Source organism: Streptosporangium sp. DT93 (genome assembly GCF_049844535.1).
GTDB lineage: Bacteria > Actinomycetota > Actinomycetes > Streptosporangiales > Streptosporangiaceae > Streptosporangium.
The window spans coordinates 43,399-61,760 of record NZ_JBNCLF010000029.1; the positions used below are offsets into that span (position 1 = coordinate 43,399).

The 18,362-nt window shown below is 71.8% G+C and carries 17 protein-coding genes; 9 read left to right on the forward strand and 8 right to left on the reverse strand.

Annotated elements, in window-relative coordinates:
- The first annotated feature begins 19 nt into the window (after window positions 1-19).
- A complete protein-coding gene (locus tag ACLQ2R_RS37045) occupies window positions 20-835 on the forward strand; it encodes an ABC transporter ATP-binding protein (protein ID WP_425966089.1) in 816 nt (271 codons plus the stop codon).
- 138 nt (window positions 836-973) lie between these two features.
- On the opposite strand, the gene ACLQ2R_RS37050 is transcribed toward ACLQ2R_RS37045, so the two are convergent.
- The gene (locus ACLQ2R_RS37050) at window positions 974-1,759 is read right to left on the reverse strand and encodes an AraC family transcriptional regulator (RefSeq protein WP_425966090.1); all 786 of its coding nucleotides are present in this window, start codon (window positions 1,757-1,759) and stop codon (window positions 974-976) included.
- A gap of 177 nt (window positions 1,760-1,936) precedes the next feature.
- Here ACLQ2R_RS37050 and ACLQ2R_RS37055 point away from each other — a divergent pair, with 177 nt between their 5' ends.
- Window positions 1,937-3,082 (forward strand): MalY/PatB family protein, encoded by a 1,146-nt coding sequence (locus tag ACLQ2R_RS37055; protein WP_425966091.1) that lies wholly within the window; start codon window positions 1,937-1,939, stop codon window positions 3,080-3,082.
- A gap of 145 nt (window positions 3,083-3,227) precedes the next feature.
- Window positions 3,228-3,962: a hypothetical protein gene (locus ACLQ2R_RS37060; protein ID WP_386237199.1), complete on the forward strand. Its 735-nt coding sequence runs from the start codon at window positions 3,228-3,230 to the stop codon at window positions 3,960-3,962.
- A gap of 433 nt (window positions 3,963-4,395) precedes the next feature.
- Here the strand turns inward: ACLQ2R_RS37060 and ACLQ2R_RS37065 are convergent, their stop codons facing one another.
- Window positions 4,396-4,683, reverse strand: coding sequence for an HU family DNA-binding protein (locus tag ACLQ2R_RS37065; RefSeq protein WP_425966092.1), 288 nt, complete (start codon window positions 4,681-4,683; stop codon window positions 4,396-4,398).
- Between the two features lie 453 nt (window positions 4,684-5,136).
- Window positions 5,137-5,310, reverse strand: a complete 174-nt coding sequence (locus ACLQ2R_RS37070) for a hypothetical protein (RefSeq protein WP_425966093.1) — start codon at window positions 5,308-5,310, stop codon at window positions 5,137-5,139.
- A 162-nt stretch (window positions 5,311-5,472) separates the two neighbouring features.
- Here ACLQ2R_RS37070 and mihF point away from each other — a divergent pair, with 162 nt between their 5' ends.
- Window positions 5,473-5,781, forward strand: coding sequence for an integration host factor, actinobacterial type (gene mihF, locus ACLQ2R_RS37075; RefSeq protein ID WP_386237188.1), 309 nt, complete (start codon window positions 5,473-5,475; stop codon window positions 5,779-5,781).
- A gap of 194 nt (window positions 5,782-5,975) precedes the next feature.
- On the opposite strand, the gene aceA is transcribed toward mihF, so the two are convergent.
- The gene (aceA, locus tag ACLQ2R_RS37080) at window positions 5,976-7,268 is read right to left on the reverse strand and encodes an isocitrate lyase (RefSeq protein ID WP_425966094.1); all 1,293 of its coding nucleotides are present in this window, start codon (window positions 7,266-7,268) and stop codon (window positions 5,976-5,978) included.
- A gap of 256 nt (window positions 7,269-7,524) precedes the next feature.
- Between aceA and ACLQ2R_RS37085 the strand changes: the two genes are divergently transcribed.
- The gene (locus ACLQ2R_RS37085) at window positions 7,525-8,994 is read left to right on the forward strand and encodes a helix-turn-helix domain-containing protein (protein WP_425966095.1); all 1,470 of its coding nucleotides are present in this window, start codon (window positions 7,525-7,527) and stop codon (window positions 8,992-8,994) included.
- 81 nt (window positions 8,995-9,075) lie between these two features.
- On the opposite strand, the gene ACLQ2R_RS37090 is transcribed toward ACLQ2R_RS37085, so the two are convergent.
- Complete coding sequence (locus ACLQ2R_RS37090; RefSeq protein ID WP_425966096.1) at window positions 9,076-11,544, reverse strand: hypothetical protein; 2,469 nt, start codon at window positions 11,542-11,544, stop codon at window positions 9,076-9,078.
- A 132-nt stretch (window positions 11,545-11,676) separates the two neighbouring features.
- On the opposite strand from ACLQ2R_RS37090, the gene ACLQ2R_RS37095 reads away from it, so the two are divergent.
- Together ACLQ2R_RS37095 and ACLQ2R_RS37100 are read left to right on the forward strand one after the other, a co-directional pair.
- Window positions 11,677-12,627: a glucosyl-3-phosphoglycerate synthase gene (locus tag ACLQ2R_RS37095; protein WP_425966097.1), complete on the forward strand. Its 951-nt coding sequence runs from the start codon at window positions 11,677-11,679 to the stop codon at window positions 12,625-12,627.
- A 132-nt stretch (window positions 12,628-12,759) separates the two neighbouring features.
- Entirely contained in the window at window positions 12,760-13,974 is a 1,215-nt protein-coding gene (locus tag ACLQ2R_RS37100) for an acyl-CoA dehydrogenase family protein (protein ID WP_425966098.1), read from the forward strand.
- Window positions 13,975-14,120: 146 nt separating this feature from the next.
- Here the strand turns inward: ACLQ2R_RS37100 and ACLQ2R_RS37105 are convergent, their stop codons facing one another.
- Window positions 14,121-14,867, reverse strand: coding sequence for a class I SAM-dependent methyltransferase (locus tag ACLQ2R_RS37105; RefSeq protein ID WP_425966099.1), 747 nt, complete (start codon window positions 14,865-14,867; stop codon window positions 14,121-14,123).
- A gap of 334 nt (window positions 14,868-15,201) precedes the next feature.
- Here ACLQ2R_RS37105 and ACLQ2R_RS37110 point away from each other — a divergent pair, with 334 nt between their 5' ends.
- Window positions 15,202-15,519 (forward strand): hypothetical protein, encoded by a 318-nt coding sequence (locus ACLQ2R_RS37110; protein ID WP_425966100.1) that lies wholly within the window; start codon window positions 15,202-15,204, stop codon window positions 15,517-15,519.
- A 532-nt stretch (window positions 15,520-16,051) separates the two neighbouring features.
- Window positions 16,052-16,390, forward strand: a complete 339-nt coding sequence (locus ACLQ2R_RS37115; protein ID WP_425966101.1) for a hypothetical protein — start codon at window positions 16,052-16,054, stop codon at window positions 16,388-16,390.
- Between the two features lie 181 nt (window positions 16,391-16,571).
- On the opposite strand, the gene ACLQ2R_RS37120 is transcribed toward ACLQ2R_RS37115, so the two are convergent.
- Both ACLQ2R_RS37120 and ACLQ2R_RS37125 read right to left on the reverse strand, forming a co-directional pair.
- Window positions 16,572-17,390 carry a hypothetical protein gene (locus ACLQ2R_RS37120; protein ID WP_425966102.1) on the reverse strand — a complete coding sequence of 273 codons (819 nt, stop codon included), beginning with the start codon at window positions 17,388-17,390 and terminating at the stop codon, window positions 16,572-16,574.
- Window positions 17,391-17,410: 20 nt separating this feature from the next.
- On the reverse strand, window positions 17,411-18,307 hold the full coding sequence (locus ACLQ2R_RS37125; RefSeq protein WP_425966103.1) for an alpha/beta fold hydrolase: 897 nt from the start codon (window positions 18,305-18,307) through the stop codon (window positions 17,411-17,413).
- Window positions 18,308-18,362: the final 55 nt, after the last annotated feature.

An 18,362-nucleotide genomic window follows, 5' to 3' on the forward strand; every position in this document is an offset into this window, starting at 1 on the left:
TCGAGGCGGAGGGGGATCGATGGGCGAGCCCATGCCGGGTGCGGTGGAGCTGGAGGGCGTCGGTGTCCGGGTGGTCGGCCGGACCCTGCTGGACGGCATCGACTGGCGGGTCGCGTACGGGGAGCACTGGGCGGTGCTCGGCCCCAACGGGGCGGGCAAGACCACGCTGCTCTCGCTGACCGCCGCCGTGCGGCATCCCACCGAGGGGACCGTCACCGTGCTGGGCCAGAGGCTGGGCCGGGTCGACCTGCGGGAGCTGCGCCGCCACATCGGTCTCGTCGCGGCCAGCCAGCGGCTCGTCGACGAGGAACTGCTGGAGGAGGAGGGCGCCACCGCGCACACCGTCGTCCTGACCGGCCACACCGGGACCAGCGCCCCGCTGTGGGACCGCTACGGTCCCGGCGAGCACGAACGCGCCCACCGGCTGCTGGCGGACATGGGATGCAAGGACCTCGCCGACCGGCCCTTCCGCGTCTGCTCCCAGGGAGAGCGGGCCCGCGTCCGGATCGCCAGGGCGCTGATGGCCGACCCGGTGATCCTGCTGCTGGACGAGCCGTTCGCCGGGCTCGACCTGCCCGCCCGCGAGGATCTCATCACGGCCGTGGAGGACCTGGCGGAGACCCGTCCGGCGCTGACGACGATCACCGTCACCCATCATCTGGAGGAGGTCCCGGCCACCACGACCCACGCGCTGCTGATGCGCGACGCCCGCGTGCGGGCGGCCGGGCCGGTGGGGGAGATCCTCACCGCGGAGAACCTGTCGGAGTGCTTCGGCCGCCCGCTGCGCGTCGACCGTGCCGACGGCCGCTGGTCCGCCCGCGCCGTCCGAGGCTGAACGTCTTCGGCAGGACGCCCGAAAGCCACCCGGCACGTCTTCTGGCGAGTCTTCGCCTACGCGGAGCCGTCCCGCGGGTCCGGAGCCTTCACCCCGCTGAAGATCCGAACCCCGTACGGACCCCGGGACCGCCTTCCCTCAGCGATGCGTGCCGTGCGTGCGGTGGGCGCCGGGGGTGTGGCCGAAGGCGCGGCGGAAGACGTCGATGAAGGCGCTGCTGGAGGCCCAGCCGCACCGGGACGCGACGGTCGTGACCGGAACTTCCTCGGCCAGCAGCCGCAGGGCGTGGTGCAGGCGCACCTGGGTGCGCCACTGCGGGAAGCTCATCCCGAGCTCGGCCCTGCAGAGCCGGCTCAGGGTACGGTCGCTGACGCCGACCACGGCGCCGAGTCGCGCCAAGGTCCGGCCGTCGGCCGGATCGTCACGGAGGATGGCGCACACCGCGGCCAGACGCGGGTCCTCGGCGGCGGGCACATGGACGGGTCGCTGTGTGGAGCGGCGGAGCCGGTCGAGCAGGACGGCCCGCAGGCGGAGTCGTTCGGCCGTCAGGCCGTCAGGCCGCTCGGCGGGTCGCCCGGTGCGTTGCTCCGCGGGCCGCTCGCCGGGGTGCTCCGAGGGCCGCTCGGTGTAGGCGATGATCAGCTCGCGCAACAGCGGGTCGACGCCGATGACCGCGGGCCGGTCCAGGCGCAGCGGGTTGTCCTCCACCGGCAGTCCCACCAGGTGCAGGACGGTGTCCCCGTAGGCGCGATGCTCGTGGACGGCCCCGGCGGGAACCCAGATGGCCCGGGTGGCGGGGGCGATCCAGCTCCCCGCGTCGGTGGTGACGGACAGTACGCCGCGACCGGCGTAGACGATCTGGTTCTCGTCGTGGCGATGAGCATCGATCCCGGCGCCGGCGGGCAAGGGGCGCAAACCCGTCATCGCAACCGGCGTATGGCGGATTTCCGACATCAATTGTCATTTTATCGGAAGCGGGACGCCGGCCGTGGCGCCGATCATCGAAAGGGCGGATCCAGGAAGGCCCGCACCTGAAAACCCGCCCCCGAAAATCCGCCCCCGGGAGACCCCTCCCCGGAAAGCCGATCAGGAGCCCTCATCATGGACGATCTCTCGATCCCCTCCCTGGCGGAGCTGCGAAAGCGTCGCAGCGCGAAATGGCGGACCTTCCCCGGTGACGTCCTGCCCCTCACGGTGGCGGAGATGGACCTCCCGCTGGCGGAGCCGATCGCCAGGGCCCTGCACGAGGCGGTCGACCGGTCCGACACCGGCTACGCGGCACCGACCCGTGACCTCGCGGACGCGGTCAGCGGCTATGCCCGGCGTACCTGGGACTGGAAGATCGACGCCGACGGCGTGCGCACCGTCGCGGATGTCGGGATCGGCATCGTCGAGATCCTGCGTCGCGTCGCCGGCCCCGGAGACCGTGTGGTGATCAGCCCGCCGGTGTACGAGCCGTTCGCCTGGTGGGCGCGCGAGGCCGGGGCCCAGGTCGTCGAGGCGCCGCTGGCCGAAGGGCCGCGGGGATGGCGGCTCGACCTGGAGGCCCTGGAACGCGCCTTCGCCGACCGCGCCACGGCGTATCTGCTGTGCAATCCGCACAACCCCGTCGGCCTCGTCCACCGCCGCGAGGACCTGGTCGCGCTCGCCGAGCTGGCCGACCGGTACGGCGTCCACGTGTTGTCCGACGAGATCCACGCCCCCCTCGTCCTCCGGGAAGCCGAGTTCGTCCCCTTCCTGGAGGTGTCGGACGCGGCCAGGCGCCGGGGGTTCTCGTTCCTGTCCGCCAGCAAGGGCTGGAACCTGGCCGGGCTCAAGGCGGCCGTCGTCATCACCGCGGACCCGGCCCCCAGGCGGTACGCCGACCGCCTGCCCTCGCACTCCCTCTACCGCACCGGCCATCTCGGGGTGATCGCCACGGTGGCCGCGTTCAACGACGGTGAGCGATGGCTCGCCGGAGCCCTCGACATCCTCGACCGCAACCGGAGACTGCTGGGCGAGCTGCTGGCGGAGTCGCTCCCCGAAGCCCGCTACGGACGGCCGGAGGCGGGCTTCCTGGCCTGGATCGACTTCCGCGCCCTCGGCTGGGGCGACGACCCCGCCGGGCACATTCTCGACGCCGCTCGGGTCGCCCTGAACGCGGGGCACCGCTACGGCGCCGCCGGCGTCGGATTCGCCAGGCTGAACTTCGGCTGCTCCCCGCAGACCCTCACCGAGGCCGTCGCCCGTATCGCCGCGATTCGCTGAGAGGCATCGCGAGATCAGGGAAACGCGGGCCGCGTCATCCCGGCGGCGGCGCGCCGTCCCGGGAAGCACGACCTCGAAGGAGTGAACGGCCGGCCTGTCGTAAAAGTGGTGTAATGCAGGTGATCTTCCCGGTACGGTGTCACGCATGGCGACCAAGCTGAACCAGATCCTCGCCGTCGAGAAGGGCGTCAAGTCCGACACCCAGCGCAAGGTGACCGACGCGTACCACACGATCCAGAAGAACGCCCTGCTGTCGGGCATCTCCCGGACCTACCAGCCCATCGACGACGAGGGCGAACGGCTGCCCCCGGAGTCGACCCGGGTGCAGGTGCAGGGGGAGGACCTGCTCAAGCAGGTCGGCGCGGCGCTGGTCCGCCTGTTCGACGTCACGGCCACCAAGGACTGGGCCAACTGCTCGGCGCGGGCCGACGTGAAGGTCGACGGCTCGACCCTCCTGGAGGACGTGCCCGTCACCTACCTGCTCTTCCTGGAGAAGCAGCTCGTCGACCTGCAGACCTTCGTCGCCAAGCTGCCCGTCCTGGACGCGGCCGAGACCTGGGCGCCGGACCAGTCGACCGACTGCTGGCGGACCGAGCCGGTCAAGACGACCCGCACCAAGAAGGTGCCCCGCAACCACGTCAAGGCCGAGGCCACCGAGAAGCACCCGGCCCAGGTCGAGGTCTACCACGAGGACGTCGTGGTGGGTTTCTGGACGAAGGTCACCTTCTCCGGAGCCGTTCCGCAGAAGCGGGTCAACGAGCTCCTGGAGCGCATCGGCAGGCTGCAGAACGCCGTGAAGTTCGCCCGGGAGGAGGCCAACGGCACCGAGATCACCTACCAGCGCGTCGGTGAGAAGGTGCTGGGCTACCTGCTCGGGTAGACTCCAAGAACTCCCCGTTCGAGCGCGGGGACGCGTGAATGCGCGAAAAACTGAAACTGAAACGTCAGACTGACACGCGGTCCAGTGGGGGTTCGATTCCCTCTCCCGGCACCATCGCGCCGGGATGGCCCAATCGGTAGAGGCGCCGCTCAAGCTCAGGCTCTCGCTCCAGATTCAGTATTCGCCGCCGGGCGCCGGATCGACCGGGTGCGGGCGAAGATCGTCGAGTGCGGGTTCGAGTCCCGCTGGATGCTCCACATGCGTCCATAACTTAATGGCAGAGTGCGACATCCTCATGAATGACCCGCATCCTTAAACGCGCCGGTGCCGCGACATGGCGGCACTCCAGGCCCTCGGGGAATGGATACTTCCCCGGGGGCCGCCGCCTTTCCCGGCCCGTGCCCTCGCGAACCCGCACGTGTTCTCGCGCGGGTCAGTCCTTCTTGCGCTGGCGGATGAGGCCCATGAACCCCGGGCTGGGCTTGAACTTCGCCGTCCAGGTCTCCGCGATCTCCAGCGGCTCGCCGGTCTGCGGGTTGCGCCCGGTGCGTGCGGGCTTGTGCACGATCTCGAAGGCTCCGAAGCCCGGGATCGCCACCTTCTCCTCGGCCGCCACGGCCGCCTGGATCGTCTCCAGGATCGCATCGAGAGCCGCGGCCGTCTGCCGCCGGGTCAGCCCGGCCTCGGCGGCGGCCTTCTCGATCAGCTCGCGCTTGTTCATGGGGACAGTTAACGCCATTCGGGCCCGTCACATCGAGCCCCGGCCCGGCACACGGGTCAGGGCGGGTGCCCGCCGGTCCCGGATCAGGTGACGGGCACCCGCCCTCGCTCAGCGGTCGGGCCGGGCGGCCAGCCGTTCCGCTTCGGTGTGCAGTGCCTCGACGAGGATGAGCTCCAGACGGAGGTCTTCGTCAACGAGGCCGATCAGGACATCCATCGAGCCTCCCTGGTACAGGGACGCCCCGGCGGTCACGGAAGTTGACAGTCGTGACCGACAGAACCCGGCCGTGACGCAAACTTGATCGTTCGAGGAGGGTCGCCAGGGCGCCGGGAAGGATCCTCAGGTGCGTCGAGGAGGTGCGCCAGGTGGGCCGGGGAGGATCGCCAGGTGCGATCGACCGCGTGTGCCGGTGTTCTGCGCGCGTGGTCCGCGCGGACGATCCGCCCGGACGGTCTACGCGGGGACCAGTTCGGCCAGGTCGACGTGCTCGCCCACCTCGCGGATGTTCATGCAGTACGCCACCAGGACCCGCCGCCCGCCGACACGGCGGGTGACCAGCAGGCAGGGACCACCGGACGCGACGATCGCCTCGACCTCGATGCCCTGGGGCCCTCGCCAGATACCCATGAGCTCGAGGCTACGGAGCAGGGGGTAAGGGCGGGGTAACTAAACGGGCATATCGTGATGCACGGTGTGAGGCCGGGATCTATCCCGCAGGCTCGTTGATGATTAATCCAATCGCTATGGGTAACAGGACGCTGGAATTACCGTCATCAGGGAGATAACACCATGGCTTTGCCCAAGCTCACCCCCGAACAGCGTCAGGCCGCACTGGTCAAGGCCGCCGAGACCCGGACGGCACGCGCCAAGTTGCTCGCCGAGGTCAAGGCCGGCGCGCTCAGCCTGGAGCAGCTCCTTGGCCGCGAGGACGACATCGCCAAGCGCATCAAGGTCTCGCAGGCACTGCGGGCCCTTCCCGGCGTCGGCACGGTCAAGGCCGCGCAGCTCATGGCCCAGGCGGACGTGGACGAGGCACGCCGCCTGGGCGGCCTCGGCGCGCAGCAGCGCCGTAAGCTCATCGAGGCCGTCGGCCGCTGATATGGGCCGCGTCGTCCCCGCGGTCCCGCTCCCGGAACGAAACCGGGAACGGGGCCGCGGGCGGGCGGGCCCCGCCGCACGGACCCGGGGGAGATCCGTGCGGCGGGGCCCCTCGTCGACGACCTGGTCGTCGGGCTCGCGCGGGGAACCGTCCCATGCCCTGGACGTCGTCCTCGCGAGCCCGGTCCGGAGAGTCAGTGAGCCTCTGCGAACTGCTCCTCCTCCGTCGACCCCCTCAGGGCCGTGGTGGAGGAGTCCGGCGCGATGGCCGTGCTGACCAGGTCGAAGTATCCGGTGCCGACCTCGCGCTGGTGGCGGGTGGCGGTGTAGCCGCGCGCCTCGGCGGCGAACTCGGCCTCCTGGAGCTCGACGTAGGAGGTCATGCCGTCCTCGGCGTACCCGCGGGCGAGGCTGAACATCGAGTGGTTCAGCGAGTGGAAGCCCGCCAGCGTGATGAACTGGAACTTGTACCCCATGTGGCCGAGCTCGCGCTGGAACTTGGCGATGGTGGAGTCGTCCAGGTGCTTCTTCCAGTTGAACGAGGGCGAGCAGTTGTAGGAGAGCATCTGGTCGGGGTACTCGGCCTTGACGGCCTCGGCGAACGCGCGGGCCACGTCCAGGTCGGGGGTGGAGGTCTCCATCCACAGCAGGTCGGCGTGGGGGGCGTAGGCCAGCCCGCGCGCGATGCAGGCGTCCACGCCATTGCGGACCCGGTAGAAGCCCTCGGCCGTACGGTCGCCGGTGGCGAAGGCCCGGTCGCGGGGGTCGACGTCGGTGGTCAGCAGGGTCGCGGCCTGTGCGTCGGTCCGCGCGATGACCAGGGTCGGCACGCCCAGCACGTCCGCGGCGAGCCGCGCGGCGCTGAGGGTCTTGACGTGCTGGGAGGTGGGGACGAGCACCTTGCCGCCCAGGTGGCCGCACTTCTTCTCGGAGGCGAGCTGGTCCTCCCAGTGCACCCCGGCCGCACCGGCGGCGATCATGCCCTTCATCAGCTCGAAGGCGTTCAGCACTCCGCCGAAACCCGCCTCGGCGTCGGCCACGATGGGCGCCAGCCAGTGCGGCGCGTTCGCGTCGCCCTCCGACCAGGTGATCTGGTCGGCGCGCAGCAGCGCGTTGTTGATGCGGCGCACCACGGCCGGGACCGAGTTGGCCGGGTACAGGCTCTGGTCGGGGTAGGTCTGGCCGCCGAGGTTGGCGTCGGCGGCGACCTGCCAGCCGGACAGGTAGATGGCCTTCAGCCCGGCCTTGACCTGCTGCACGGCCTGGTTGCCGGTGAGGGCGCCCAGCGCGTGCACGTAGTCCTCGGTGTTCAGCAGCTGCCACAACCGCTCGGCGCCGAGCCTGGCCAGGGTGTGCTCCTCCTGGACCGAGCCCCGTAGCCGGATCACGTCCTCGGCCGTGTAGGTGCGCTCGGTGTCCTTCCAGCGAGGGTCGGTCTCCCACTCGCGCCGCAGCTCGTCTGCGGCTCCCTTGAGGCGATCATTCATCGGTTAACTCCTTTTCGTCCCCTGGGTGCCTTGCTTCGAGTCTGTGCGCCGTACGAACACCTGAACAGGTGGATATGTCCGAAAAAATCACTATTTTTCTTCCTGTGGCAATACCGACGGGTATTCGAGTGAGAATAAAGTCGGAGTTTTCTCGATGGACTAGACCAATCAATGGACTAGACCACTGACCGGTGCCCTCGGGGACGGAAGCCCGTAAGAGTGAAATTTCATGGAAAATTTCGTTTACCATCGTGGTATGGCATCTTTGGTGGGTGAAGAACCGCTGTCCTTGACGCAGGAGCTCGATCTCATCGCCTTCGGCCAGCGGCTGAGGCACCTGCGCAAGCAGCGCGGCCTCACCCTCGCCGACCTCGGCGGGCGGGTGAGCCGCGCTCCCAGCCAGCTCTCGCTGCTGGAGAACGGCAAGCGCGAGCCCAAGCTCTCGCTGCTGAAGTCGCTGGCCGCCGCGCTCAACGTGCCGGTCGAGGAGCTGCTGCGCCGGCAGGCCCCCAACCGGCGGGCCCAGCTGGAGATGGCCCTGGAGGAGGCGCAGCGCGACCCGCTCTACGCCGGGCTCGGCCTGGCCCGGCTGAAACTGTCCGCCCGCGTCCCCAACGACGTGCTCGAACACATCCTCGGCCTGTACGAGGAACTGCGCTCACGTCAGGCCAGGGGCACCGCCACCCCCGAGGAGGCGCGCGCGGCCAACGCCGAGCTCCGCCGCAAGCAGCGCGAGCAGGGCAACTACTTCGCCGAGATCGAGCAGGCCGCCGCCGAGGCGCTCGCCGCGGTCGGCTACCGCTCCGGGGCGCTCTCGCAGAGCACCGTCCAGGCGCTGGTCGGCCACTTCGGCTACACCGTGCAGACGGTCCAGGACCTGCCGCGTACCGTGCGGTCCATCTCCGACCTGCGCAACCGGCGCATCTACGTCAAGCACGAGCAGGTCGGCATGCACACCCCGCGCACGATCCTGCTGCAGACCCTCGGCCACCTGTCACTCGGCCACCACAAGCCGCGCGACTTCGCCGACTTCCTGCGCCAGCGGACCGAGGCCAACTACTTCGCCGCCGCCGTCCTGGTGCCCGAGGCCGCGGCCGTGCCGTACCTGCGCGACGCCAAGAAGGACCGGGCGCTGAGCGTGGAGGACCTGCGCGACGTCTTCGCCGTCTCCTACGAGATGGCCGCGCACCGCTTCACCAACCTGGCCACCCACTTCCTCGACCTGACCTGCCACTTCGTCCGCAACGACGCGGGCGGGATCATCTACAAGGCGTACGAGAACGACGGCATCGTCTTCCCCGCCGACGAGCAGGGCGCGATCGAGGGCCAGCGCATGTGCCTGCAGTGGTCCGGGCGTCAGGTCTTCGCCCTGCCCGACCGCTTCTCCGTGCACTACCAGTACTCGGACTCGCCCACCGGGACCTATTTCTGCGTCGCCCACGTGGACCCGTCGCGCGAGCGCGACTTCGCCATCACCCTGGGCGTCCCCTACCGGGAGTCGCGCTGGTTCCGGGGGCGCGAGACCACCATCCGGACCAGGTCGGACTGCCCCGCCGGGGACTGCTGCCGCCGTCCCCCCGCCGAGCTGACCCAGCGCTGGGAGGGCTACGCCTGGCCCTCGGCGCGCGGCAACTCCCACGTCCTGGCCGCGCTGCCGCCGGGCTCCTTCCCGGGCGTCGACGAGGCCGACGTCTACACCTTCCTGGAGCGCCACGCCGCCGGCTGATCCCGGGGCGCCAGTCCACCGCCCGGGAAAACCCGTCGGCCCGCGTCCCGGGCCGGGAGAGCGGCCGGGGGCAGGAGCGCCTCACACCGGGGCGGGGCCTTCTGGCGGCGGGGGCGGGGCCGTCCGGTGCAGCCGCAGGCCGGGGTGGCCGTGGAGACGGTAGGCGCCCGCCTCGTCCGGCGAGCGCCCGCGCATCGACCGCAGCACCTCGGCGACGGGCTCACCGGCGAAACAGCGCCCGTAGAACTCACGGGCCAGGCCGTCACCGTCGACGGGCCAGAGCGGGGCGACCACCGCGCAGGCTCCCGCGAGCAGGAAGGCCTGCGCGTCCCCCGGTTCCTCCAGGAAGACGAACGGAGCACCGGCCAGGTCGCGGGCCGGCACCTCGGACGCGGAACCGCCGGCCGCGAAGTGGACGATGTCGGCGCCCTGTTCGAGCACGCCCAGGACCTCACCCAGCGCGGGCGACACCCGCAGGGCGCCGTACTCCGTCAACAGCGGGTGCGCCCGGCCCTCCTCGCACACCACCGCGACGCGGTCGGCGCGGGCGCCCGTCGGAGGGGGAAGCTCGGGACGCCGGCCGCCGAACGGCCAGCGCCCGGTCACCGCCTGGCAGCTCAGATGGCTCGGGAGCGACGGGTCGTAGGGCTGCTCCAGCGCGGCCAGCTCCCAGGGCACGTGCGGCTCCTGGGAGAGGAACAGCACGCTGGGACGCCGCGGCGCCACCCGGGCGGCCACCGCGTTCAGCAGCTCCCAGAACCCCCACGGCACGCGCGAGCCGATCTCCCGCCCCAGGTCCTCCGACAGGTGCCCCCGCCCGGTCAGCCGCCGGCCGAACTCCGAGGTCCGCGTGCCGAGGTCGCAGAGCTCCGCCCGGTCGGGGGTGACGAAGTGCGGCGACCGGTAGGTCCACCAGAGCCGCCCCGGCTCGTCGCCGTGCACGATGACCGCCGTGACGTCCGCGGCCTCCCCCATCAGGGCCGGGCGGATCCGGGTGCCCGCGACCGTTCCAGACGTCTCCTGCCCGCCGAGCCTGCCCGGTGAGTCGTGAACCGTGATCGCGTGCAGGCCGAACCCGGTCACCTGACCGCCCACCGAGTAGATCGCCTGGACCTGCCGGGTGATCTCCGGCTCCTCCTGGGCCGGCGCGACCAGGTTGATCGTCGCCCGCGGGTACGGTGACGCCGCGTCGGCGCGCAGCCGCACCCGCCACCCGCCGGGCGCGTCGAACCCCTCGGCGACGACCTGAACCTCCAGCTCCACCGGTTCGGCCGGTGCCGTGGTGCCGCCCGCTCCCTGGCCGGGGTCGACGCCGATCGCGATCCCGACCCCCCAGCCCGCGACCGCCTCGGCGGGCGCCTCGATCAGCGGGACCGCCTCCCACGGCGGCCCCGGCGGTCCCGGTGGCCCGGAGGGCGTCTCCTTGCGCCGCTTGCGGAACGCCCCGGTCAGGCGTCCCAGCACCGAGGGCCCCCGGTCCCCGGCAGGCGCCGGGGGAGGGCCGGAGGGGCCTGGCGTTCCGGGCTGCCCGTGTTGCCCGGACGGCTCGTGTGCCCCGAAGACCACGTGCTGCCCGGACGATCCGTGCTGTCCGGACGGCTCGTGCGGCGCGGACGAGAGGTGTTGTCCGGAGGGTGCGCTCTGTTCGGACGGTGCGGGCGCCCCGTGGGATCCGGGTGTGTCGGAGGGGCCGGAGTGGCCGGAGTGGCCGGACGGCATCCCGGGCGACCGATCGGCCTCCGCTCCCAGCGGCTCCCAGTGCGCCGTTCCCGACGGCGAGGTCCCGTGGAACGCCTGCGACGGCCCCTCCTGACCCGGGTGCGGTGGCGGTGCCCAGGGCGAGGGGGCCGCCCAGGGGGAGGGCGGCATCGCGGCCGCCGGGGGCGCCGCGGGCGAGGCCCCCGGCGGGGGCGAGGGGTCCGCCACCTGCCCGGGAGCCGACCAGTCGAAGCTCATCGCGCCGGTCGACGGAATGTCGTCCTCACCGGCATGCCCGGGGCGGCCCCACCCGGCGGGAGGCCCTCCCGGCTCGGGAGGGCCGTACCCGCCGGGACCGGTTCCACCGGTCCCGCTCTCGCCCGCCCCGGGTCCCGTACCGCCGGCGGCCCCCGACGCGCCGATGCCGCCGATGCCGCCGGTGCGGTCGGGGCCACCGGTGTCGCTCGGAGCACCGGTGTTCCTCGGAGCGCCGGTGGCGTTCGAGCGGGGGAGCAGCCAGGCCGGGGTGTAGGCGCCGGTCGAGGGCGCGTCGAACGCGTCCGGGTCGCGCGGGGCGGCGCCGGTGCCGGCCGTACGGGAGAGCAGGGGGATCACCTGCTCGGCGGTGAGGCCGCGGTCGAGGCTCAGCAGCGCGGTGAACCGGTCCCAGGCCGGGCCGTACTCGGCGACCAGCAGGATGACCGCGTCGGCCAGCCGTTCGGGAGGCCGGCTCCCGGCCTCGGCCAGCAGCGGATCCAGCCTGCCGCGGAGCCCGTCGCCGTCACCGCCCATCAGGCCGTCGAGCTCGTCGCGGACGGTACGCGCCGCCCGCATCACGATCACCGGGTTCATGCCGTCCCCCCTCGTTCCGGACTGGACCGATCTTCCCACCTGTACGGGGGAGGTGGGAGCCCGGTGCCCGTTCAGAATCAGGCCACATAGGGTGATACCCCTAGGGACCACGGTCATGAGAAAGGACGGGCTGTGCTGCCTGAGGTCGGGGAATGGCTGGGCGCGCGCACCTCATCCTCGGGTGACCGGCCGCTCGCGGAGCTGCTGGAGGCCAAGGGGGGGATGACGGTCAGCGTCGTGCTGCCCGCCCGCGACGAGGAGGAGACGGTCGGGGGGATCGTCGCCGCGATCCGGCGCGAGCTCATGGACGCCGTTCCGCTCGTCGACGAGCTGGTGGTCATCGACTCCCGTTCCGTCGACGACACCGCCGGACGGGCCGCGCGGGCCGGGGCCAGGGTGGTCGCCCAGGACGAGATCCTGCCCGACCTCAAACCGCTGGACGGCAAGGGCGAGGCTCTCTGGAAGTCCCTCGCCGCCACCTCCGGGGACCTGCTGGTCTTCATCGACGCCGACCTGCTCGAGTTCCGCACGTCCTTCGTGACGGGCCTGCTCGGCCCGCTGCTCACCGACCCCTCGGTCGTCTACGTCAAGGGCTGCTACGACCGGCCCCTGCAGAACGTGCAGAGCGGGGGCGGGCGGGTCACCGAACTGGTCGCGCGCCCCCTGATCAACCTGCACTGGCCGCTGCTGGCCGGATTCGTACAGCCGCTGGCGGGGGAGTACGCCGGACGCAGATCGGTGCTGGAGGCGGTGCCGTTCGTCACCGGGTACGGGGTGGAGCTGGGTCTGCTGATCGACCTGCTGGACCTGGCCGGGCTGGACGCCCTGGCGCAGGTCGATCTGGGCCGCCGGGTGCACTCCCACCAGTCGACGGAGGCGCTCGGCGGGATGGCCGCCCAGATCCTGCAGACCTCCTGGTCCCGCCTGGAACGCCAGAACATGATGATCTCCCTGCACCGGCTCTCGACCGATCTGGCCCAGTTCCGCCGGGGCGCGGACGGCCACCGGGTGAGCGTCCGGGACGTGGCCGTCGCCGAACGCCCTCCGATGATCACGATTCCCGCCTACCGCCCGTCCCCCTGACCTCGTCCCTCACTCCTCCCGCGTCGGCGCCGCGCACCGGACACCACCGTCCGTTCCGGTTGCGCGCGGCGCTCCGGCCGTCGGTAAAGTAAAGGTGTTACCGGCGGTAACGCATGCCAAGGAGGACGGACGATGAGCGACAGCGGCTTCTGCCCGGAGCTGAGCGACGACGTGCGTGAGGTGCGCGACTGGGTGCACGACTTCGCCCGTTCGGTCGTCCGCCCGGCGGGCGCCGAGTGGGACGAGCGCGAGGAGACTCCCTGGCCCGTCATCCAGGAGGCCGCGCAGATCGGGCTCTACTCCCTCGACTTCTTCGCCCAGCAGTGGTTCGAGCCCAGCGGGCTCGGCCTGGCCGTCGCCTTCGAGGAGCTCTTCTGGGGGGACGCGGGCATCGGCCTGTCCATCACCGGGACCGGCCTGGCCGCCGCCGCGCTGTCGGCGAACGGCACCCCCGAGCAGCTGGGGGAGTGGCTCCCGCAGATGTTCGGCACTCCCGGCGACGTCAAGCTGGGGGCGTTCTGCGCCTCCGAACCCGACGCCGGGTCCGACATCGGCGCCATCCGCACCCGGGCCGTCCGTTCGGGCGGCGACTGGGTCCTGAACGGTGTGAAGACCTGGGCCACCAACGGGGGCATCGCCGACGTCCACGTCATCGTCGCGTCCGTCGACCCGGCCCTGGGCACCCGGGGCCAGGCGTCCTTCGTCGTGCCGGCCGGCACCCCGGGCCTGTCGATGGGGCAGAAGTTCAAGAAGCACGGCATCCGCGCCTCGCACACCGCCGAGGTGGTCCTGGACGACGTCCGCGTACCGGCCGCGTGCCTGCTCGGGGGCGAGGAGAAACTGGAGGCCAGGCTCGCCCGCGTCCGTTCCGGCGAGCGGGCCGGGGAGCAGGGCGCGATGCGCACCTTCGAGACCACCCGCCCCTCGGTGGCGGCCATGGCCGTCGGCATCGCCCGCGCGGCGTACGAGTACGCCCGCGACTACGCCCGTGAGCGCGAGCAGTTCGGCCGCAGGATCGGCGAGAACCAGGCCATCGCGTTCATGCTGGCCGACATGGCCACCCGGGTGGACATCGCCCGCCTGATGACCTGGCGCGCCGCCTGGATGGCCCGCAACGACCGCGCCTTCGGCCAGGCCGAGGGGTCGATGTCCAAACTGGTCGCGGGCGAGACCGCGGTCTGGGTCACCGACCGGGCCATCCAGATCCTCGGCGGCGCCGGCTACACCCGCGAGCACCCGGTCGAACGCTTCCACCGCGACGCCAAGATCTACACCATCTTCGAGGGGACCAGCGAGATCCAGCGCCTGATCATCGGCCGCGCGGTCACCGGGCTGCCCGTTCGCTGAGCCGACCGGTTCACGAAGACCTGTCCCGGCCTCGACCGGCCTCGCCCGGCTCTGACCGGTGCCGCTGGCCCCGCGCGTCCGGTGACCGGCGCGTCCACGCCGGTCACCTGGCCGCATCGGCCGAGTACCGGCCGGGTGCCGGGGGTTCAGGTGATCAGCAGGCGAAGGCCGAGCTCGGCCGCGTCGAGGTCGGCGAGCTCCCGGTTGCGTTCGGCCCACCGGCCGGACGCGAGGTCGTCCCGGAGGTCGCGCACCGCGCGCCGCTCGGCGTCCGGCCCGATCCTGGCCCAGACCGACACCCCGCGACGGACGTTCTCGTCCAGGTACGCCTCGGGCCGGCGCCAGTGGGCCTCGAAGAAGCCGTCGGCGCAGTCCCACGGGACGGGGACGGGTTCCGTCCGGGCTCCGATCGCATCGGCCAGCTCGGTCACCGCGGGCCGGCCCGCGACGAGGTCCGCGGCCTCGGGCAGGTAGTCGCGGGTGAGCCAGAACCGGTGAAGCCATGCGGCGTCGTCGGTGTCGTGCGTGAACACCACCACGCGGCGGGCGACCCGCCGCATCTCGCGCAGGCCGGCGATCGGGTCCCGCCAGTGGTGGACGGAGGAGACGGCCATCGCGGCATCGAAGGACAGGTCGTCGAACGGCAGGCTCTCGGCGGATCCGACCAGGCACGGCGCCGCGCCGGGAGGGCGCTGCGAACGCATGAGAGCCGACGGTTCCACGGCGAGGACGTGGCGGCCGGGGGGCTCGTAGGACCCAGTGCCCGCCCCGACGTTCAGCACGGTCCGCGCGTCGCCGAGCGCCGCCCAGATCCGCGCGGCGATGCGCGGTTCGGTGCGCCGGGTCACGGTGTAGGTGGCTCCGATGGTGTCGTACAACTGCGCGCCGGACATCGAATCGCCCTTCTGGCCGTCGTCGTCGCCGTTCCCGCGCCGTGGTCGTGACCCGGGTGGGGTGTCACCGCGCGGGACACCGCTCGATCGTTGTCCCACCCTACCGATCGGCCACGAACGAGAGTCGCCGTCGCTCGGGGGAAGGGCCTTCGCCGGTCGTGCCCGGGGTCCGGCACGGCCGGTGTCCCGCGTCCGGCCTTGATCGTTGCCGGCGGGACGGCTAGCCTGATCGCCGTTCTGCCGGAAGGCGAGGCCGAGGCGGTCGCGTCACGCAAGGGCCCGGTGGCGACAAGCCGTTCGGCCACGCCGCCAGGGAGTTTGGGACCGACTGACGATGAGCGCGGAAGAGGATTTCAGGCAGGTCGGTGCCGAGCTGGCCGACCTGGGGGTGCGGATCTCCGGGATGATGGGGAATCCCGCGCTGAAGGACCAGGCGGGGAAGGTGTTCGCGAGCCTGCAGCGCGATGGCGCGATGGTGTTCCGGCTGGTCAGGGACACCCCCGAACACGCGGCGGCGCTCCGGCTGGCCGGAGCGTACCTGTTCGACCCCTCGGGGCAGGGCAGGGTGATGAGGGACTGGGTGGTCGTGCCCCACTCCTCGGCGGGGAAATGGACCGATCTGGCCGAGGCCGCCCTCAGCCGCCCGCGCTGAGGGGAGGGCGAGGGCTCGTACGGAGCCGGTCCGTCCGGTGCGGTGACGTCACGACAGAACCGAGGCCGTGTTTCGGCCGCTCCGGTGGCGCTGCTCTCTCTGCGGAGAAATCGATCGGCAAAAAAGTCCATTATGTCCTGAAAATCAGCGGTAAGGTCGCCTCGGCGTTCCCTCGAGGTCTGGTGCAAACGAGAATGCGATTTCGCGTTCGGTGAAGGCCGTGAAAAACCTGCGGGCAACGGTGAAAACCATGCTCAGATTAGGGTCAAGTGCCTGGACGCGCCGAAAAGCCGAACCCCATGGTGGGGGATAGCGCGTCGTCCCGGTCGGCGATGCCGGAGGGCATCGCCGGCGGACGGCGGCGGTAATCGAAAAGAGCCGCAGCGAGACGCCCTCCTCCGAGAGGGCGAGGAAGCAGGAACTCCCAAGGGTTCGCCTCAACGGGGATCGGCTCTCCTGAGTCATCCCTGGACGTCATTTCCTCGGATGGGGTTGCGGTTGCCGAAACGGCTTCATCAGGAAGGAAATGAAGGTGCAGAGAGAACGTCTGATCATCGCCGGTCCGCTGATCGCCGCCCTCGTGTTCGGGACGGTCGGCATTTCACAGGCCTCGGCCGGCCCGGCGTCCGTACGGGACGGTCGGGTGGCGGCGACCTCGAAGGTCGCGCCACCCGTGTGCACCCGCGCGTTCAACGGCGAGCTCAGGGAGCTGTGTTCGAGAGGCTGGAGCGACGGATACGCGGACGGGTACGCCACATGCGGGAAGACCTCACAACAGCAGAAGGGGTATTCCACCTCCCCCGAGTTGCAGGACGCCGCCTACGTGCACGGCTACAACGACGGCTTCCAGGCGGGCATGTCCGCGTGCTAGCCGTTGCCGGGCCGCGGGCGTACAGGCGGACGCGGGCGTACAGGGATTCGTGATCCCGTGAGGGGTCTCGGGCCGCGGGCGGGCCTGTCCGAGGTTCGGGCAGGCCCACCCCGTAGAGCCGCCGGCCCGGGCCGTGAACCCGGGAACGGGGCAGGTCCCCGGCGAATCGATACGGGGGTTCTCAGCCGCGCGGCGGGCGGGTCCCTGGCGGGGCGATGCGCCGGAGGGCGTTGCGCGCGAGGTCGCGCTGGCGCCGGTCCTCGTCGAACGCCCGCCAGCCGCCGTGTTGGGCGAGCCACCGGTCGAGGGCCAGGGCCGCCCGCAGGACGGGGATCGCCTCGGCGGCGGGCGGGCCGATCCCGGCGAGGTAGCGGGTCGCGGTCCGCATGACCGCCAGGGCCCTGCCCTCGGCGAGCGGTGCGACGACCCGGGTCAGCACCCGCACCGCGTCACGCTCGTCGCCGGTGATCCGCCAGAGTGCCCAGGCGACCTCGACACGTTCGTCGTCTTGCAGCGGCTGCTCGCCGGGGCCTTCTCCGTCGTGCCGGAGCAGGTCGCGCAGGTGGTCCGTCACCGGGGCGGCGTCCGGGCCGATGGCGCCGAGCGCGGTCGCGGCCCCGAGGCGGACGCCTGCCCGCAACAGTTCGGTCACCTCCGGTACGGCGGGTGCCGCGGTGGGCCCCCATTCGGCCAGCGCTCGCATCAGGGGGAGTCGCACCTGGCTGAGCCAGGTCTGCGACAGAACGTCGCGGATGGCGGGGAGCAGCGCGCCGGACCATCCGTCCAGCGGGGCGAGCAGCTCGCCGAGGCCCGGAAGATCGATCGTGTACGAGGACTCGTCGTGGTGCACGGCGTTCGGTGGCCACGTCGTCCACCGGCCGGTGAGCCGGTCGAGCAGACCGGCCTGGGCGCGCCGGTCACCCGCCCAGGACAGGCCCCACACCGCCAGGTCACCGATCAGCGGGGAGGCGGTCACGCGAGGCGGAAGATCGACGGGCATCACCCCTGGCTATGGGCCCGTCAGGGGCGCGATCCCCTGGACGGCCGACCACCCGCCGGCTGCGTACTCGACCTCACGGGACAGAACGGCCAGCCGTCGAGGAATCTCTCGACGGCCTCGGCGAAGGGCTCCGGGGCGGTGACCCAGGGGTAGTGGGCCCCGGGCAGCACGACGGCGGTCCCGTGCGGGAAGAGCCCGGCCAGCTCGGCCGCGTGCTCGGGCAACGGTCCCGGATCCCGCTCTCCCGCGATCACCAGGACCGGCGCGGTGACCTTCGCCAGGCGCGCCCGGGTCTCCTCGGCGGCGGGCATGCCGGTGTGGAAGCGCTTCGCCGCCTCGGCCGAGCGTTCGGCGAACCGGGTGGCGTGCGCCTCGGCGGCCTCGTTCCAGGGACTGTAGAAGAACGGCTGCGCCCCCGGGCGACGGCTCTCGTCGCCCGCGTCCCACGCCTTGAGGTCCGGCAGCCTGCTCTCGTACCAGCTCTCGCCGGCCCGGCTCTCGATCCGGGCGGACCACTGCTCGTCGGTGATCTCGATCCCCGCCGGGTGCACGGCCGGCGTGACCAGCACCAGGTGCCCTATCCGTTCGGGGTGTCGGGCCGCGTACAGCAACGCCAGCCCTCCGGCCGCCGAGTGCCCGAGCAGGTCCATCCGCTCGAGTCCCAGGCGCACGCGCAGCGCCTCGACGTCGGCGACCATGCGGTCCATCGCGTACGTGTCCGGATCGCGTGGCACGGCCGACTCGCCGGTGCCCCGGTTGTCCAGCAGGAGGAGCCGGCGCCGGGCGGCCAGACCGCCGAGATCTCCCAGGTATCGCGAGGACCGTCCCGGCCCGCCCGGCAGGCAGACCAGCGCCGGTCCCTCTCCCCGCTCGTGACAGACGAGCACGGTCCCGTCGTACGACGTGAAACTGATCATTCCTTCATCCTCGCACCGCGGGGCCGGGAGCCGTCACTCCGTGATCTCGAGCCGG

What these genes read in the sequence shown, in the direction of transcription:
- ACLQ2R_RS37045 (WP_425966089.1), top strand. Translation starts at nt 20, where the DNA reads ATGGGCGAGCCCATGCCGGGTGCGGTGGAGCTGGAGGGCGTCGGTGTC.
- ACLQ2R_RS37050 (WP_425966090.1), bottom strand. Translation starts at nt 1,759, where the DNA reads ATGACGGGTTTGCGCCCCTTGCCCGCCGGCGCCGGGATCGATGCTCAT.
- ACLQ2R_RS37055 (WP_425966091.1), top strand. Translation starts at nt 1,937, where the DNA reads ATGGACGATCTCTCGATCCCCTCCCTGGCGGAGCTGCGAAAGCGTCGC.
- ACLQ2R_RS37060 (WP_386237199.1), top strand. Translation starts at nt 3,228, where the DNA reads ATGGCGACCAAGCTGAACCAGATCCTCGCCGTCGAGAAGGGCGTCAAG.
- ACLQ2R_RS37065 (WP_425966092.1), bottom strand. Translation starts at nt 4,683, where the DNA reads ATGAACAAGCGCGAGCTGATCGAGAAGGCCGCCGCCGAGGCCGGGCTG.
- ACLQ2R_RS37070 (WP_425966093.1), bottom strand. Translation starts at nt 5,310, where the DNA reads ATGGGTATCTGGCGAGGGCCCCAGGGCATCGAGGTCGAGGCGATCGTC.
- mihF (WP_386237188.1), top strand. Translation starts at nt 5,473, where the DNA reads ATGGCTTTGCCCAAGCTCACCCCCGAACAGCGTCAGGCCGCACTGGTC.
- aceA (WP_425966094.1), bottom strand. Translation starts at nt 7,268, where the DNA reads ATGAATGATCGCCTCAAGGGAGCCGCAGACGAGCTGCGGCGCGAGTGG.
- ACLQ2R_RS37085 (WP_425966095.1), top strand. Translation starts at nt 7,525, where the DNA reads ATGGCATCTTTGGTGGGTGAAGAACCGCTGTCCTTGACGCAGGAGCTC.
- ACLQ2R_RS37090 (WP_425966096.1), bottom strand. Translation starts at nt 11,544, where the DNA reads ATGAACCCGGTGATCGTGATGCGGGCGGCGCGTACCGTCCGCGACGAG.
- ACLQ2R_RS37100 (WP_425966098.1), top strand. Translation starts at nt 12,760, where the DNA reads ATGAGCGACAGCGGCTTCTGCCCGGAGCTGAGCGACGACGTGCGTGAG.
- ACLQ2R_RS37105 (WP_425966099.1), bottom strand. Translation starts at nt 14,867, where the DNA reads ATGTCCGGCGCGCAGTTGTACGACACCATCGGAGCCACCTACACCGTG.
- ACLQ2R_RS37110 (WP_425966100.1), top strand. Translation starts at nt 15,202, where the DNA reads ATGAGCGCGGAAGAGGATTTCAGGCAGGTCGGTGCCGAGCTGGCCGAC.
- ACLQ2R_RS37120 (WP_425966102.1), bottom strand. Translation starts at nt 17,390, where the DNA reads ATGCCCGTCGATCTTCCGCCTCGCGTGACCGCCTCCCCGCTGATCGGT.
- ACLQ2R_RS37125 (WP_425966103.1), bottom strand. Translation starts at nt 18,307, where the DNA reads ATGATCAGTTTCACGTCGTACGACGGGACCGTGCTCGTCTGTCACGAG.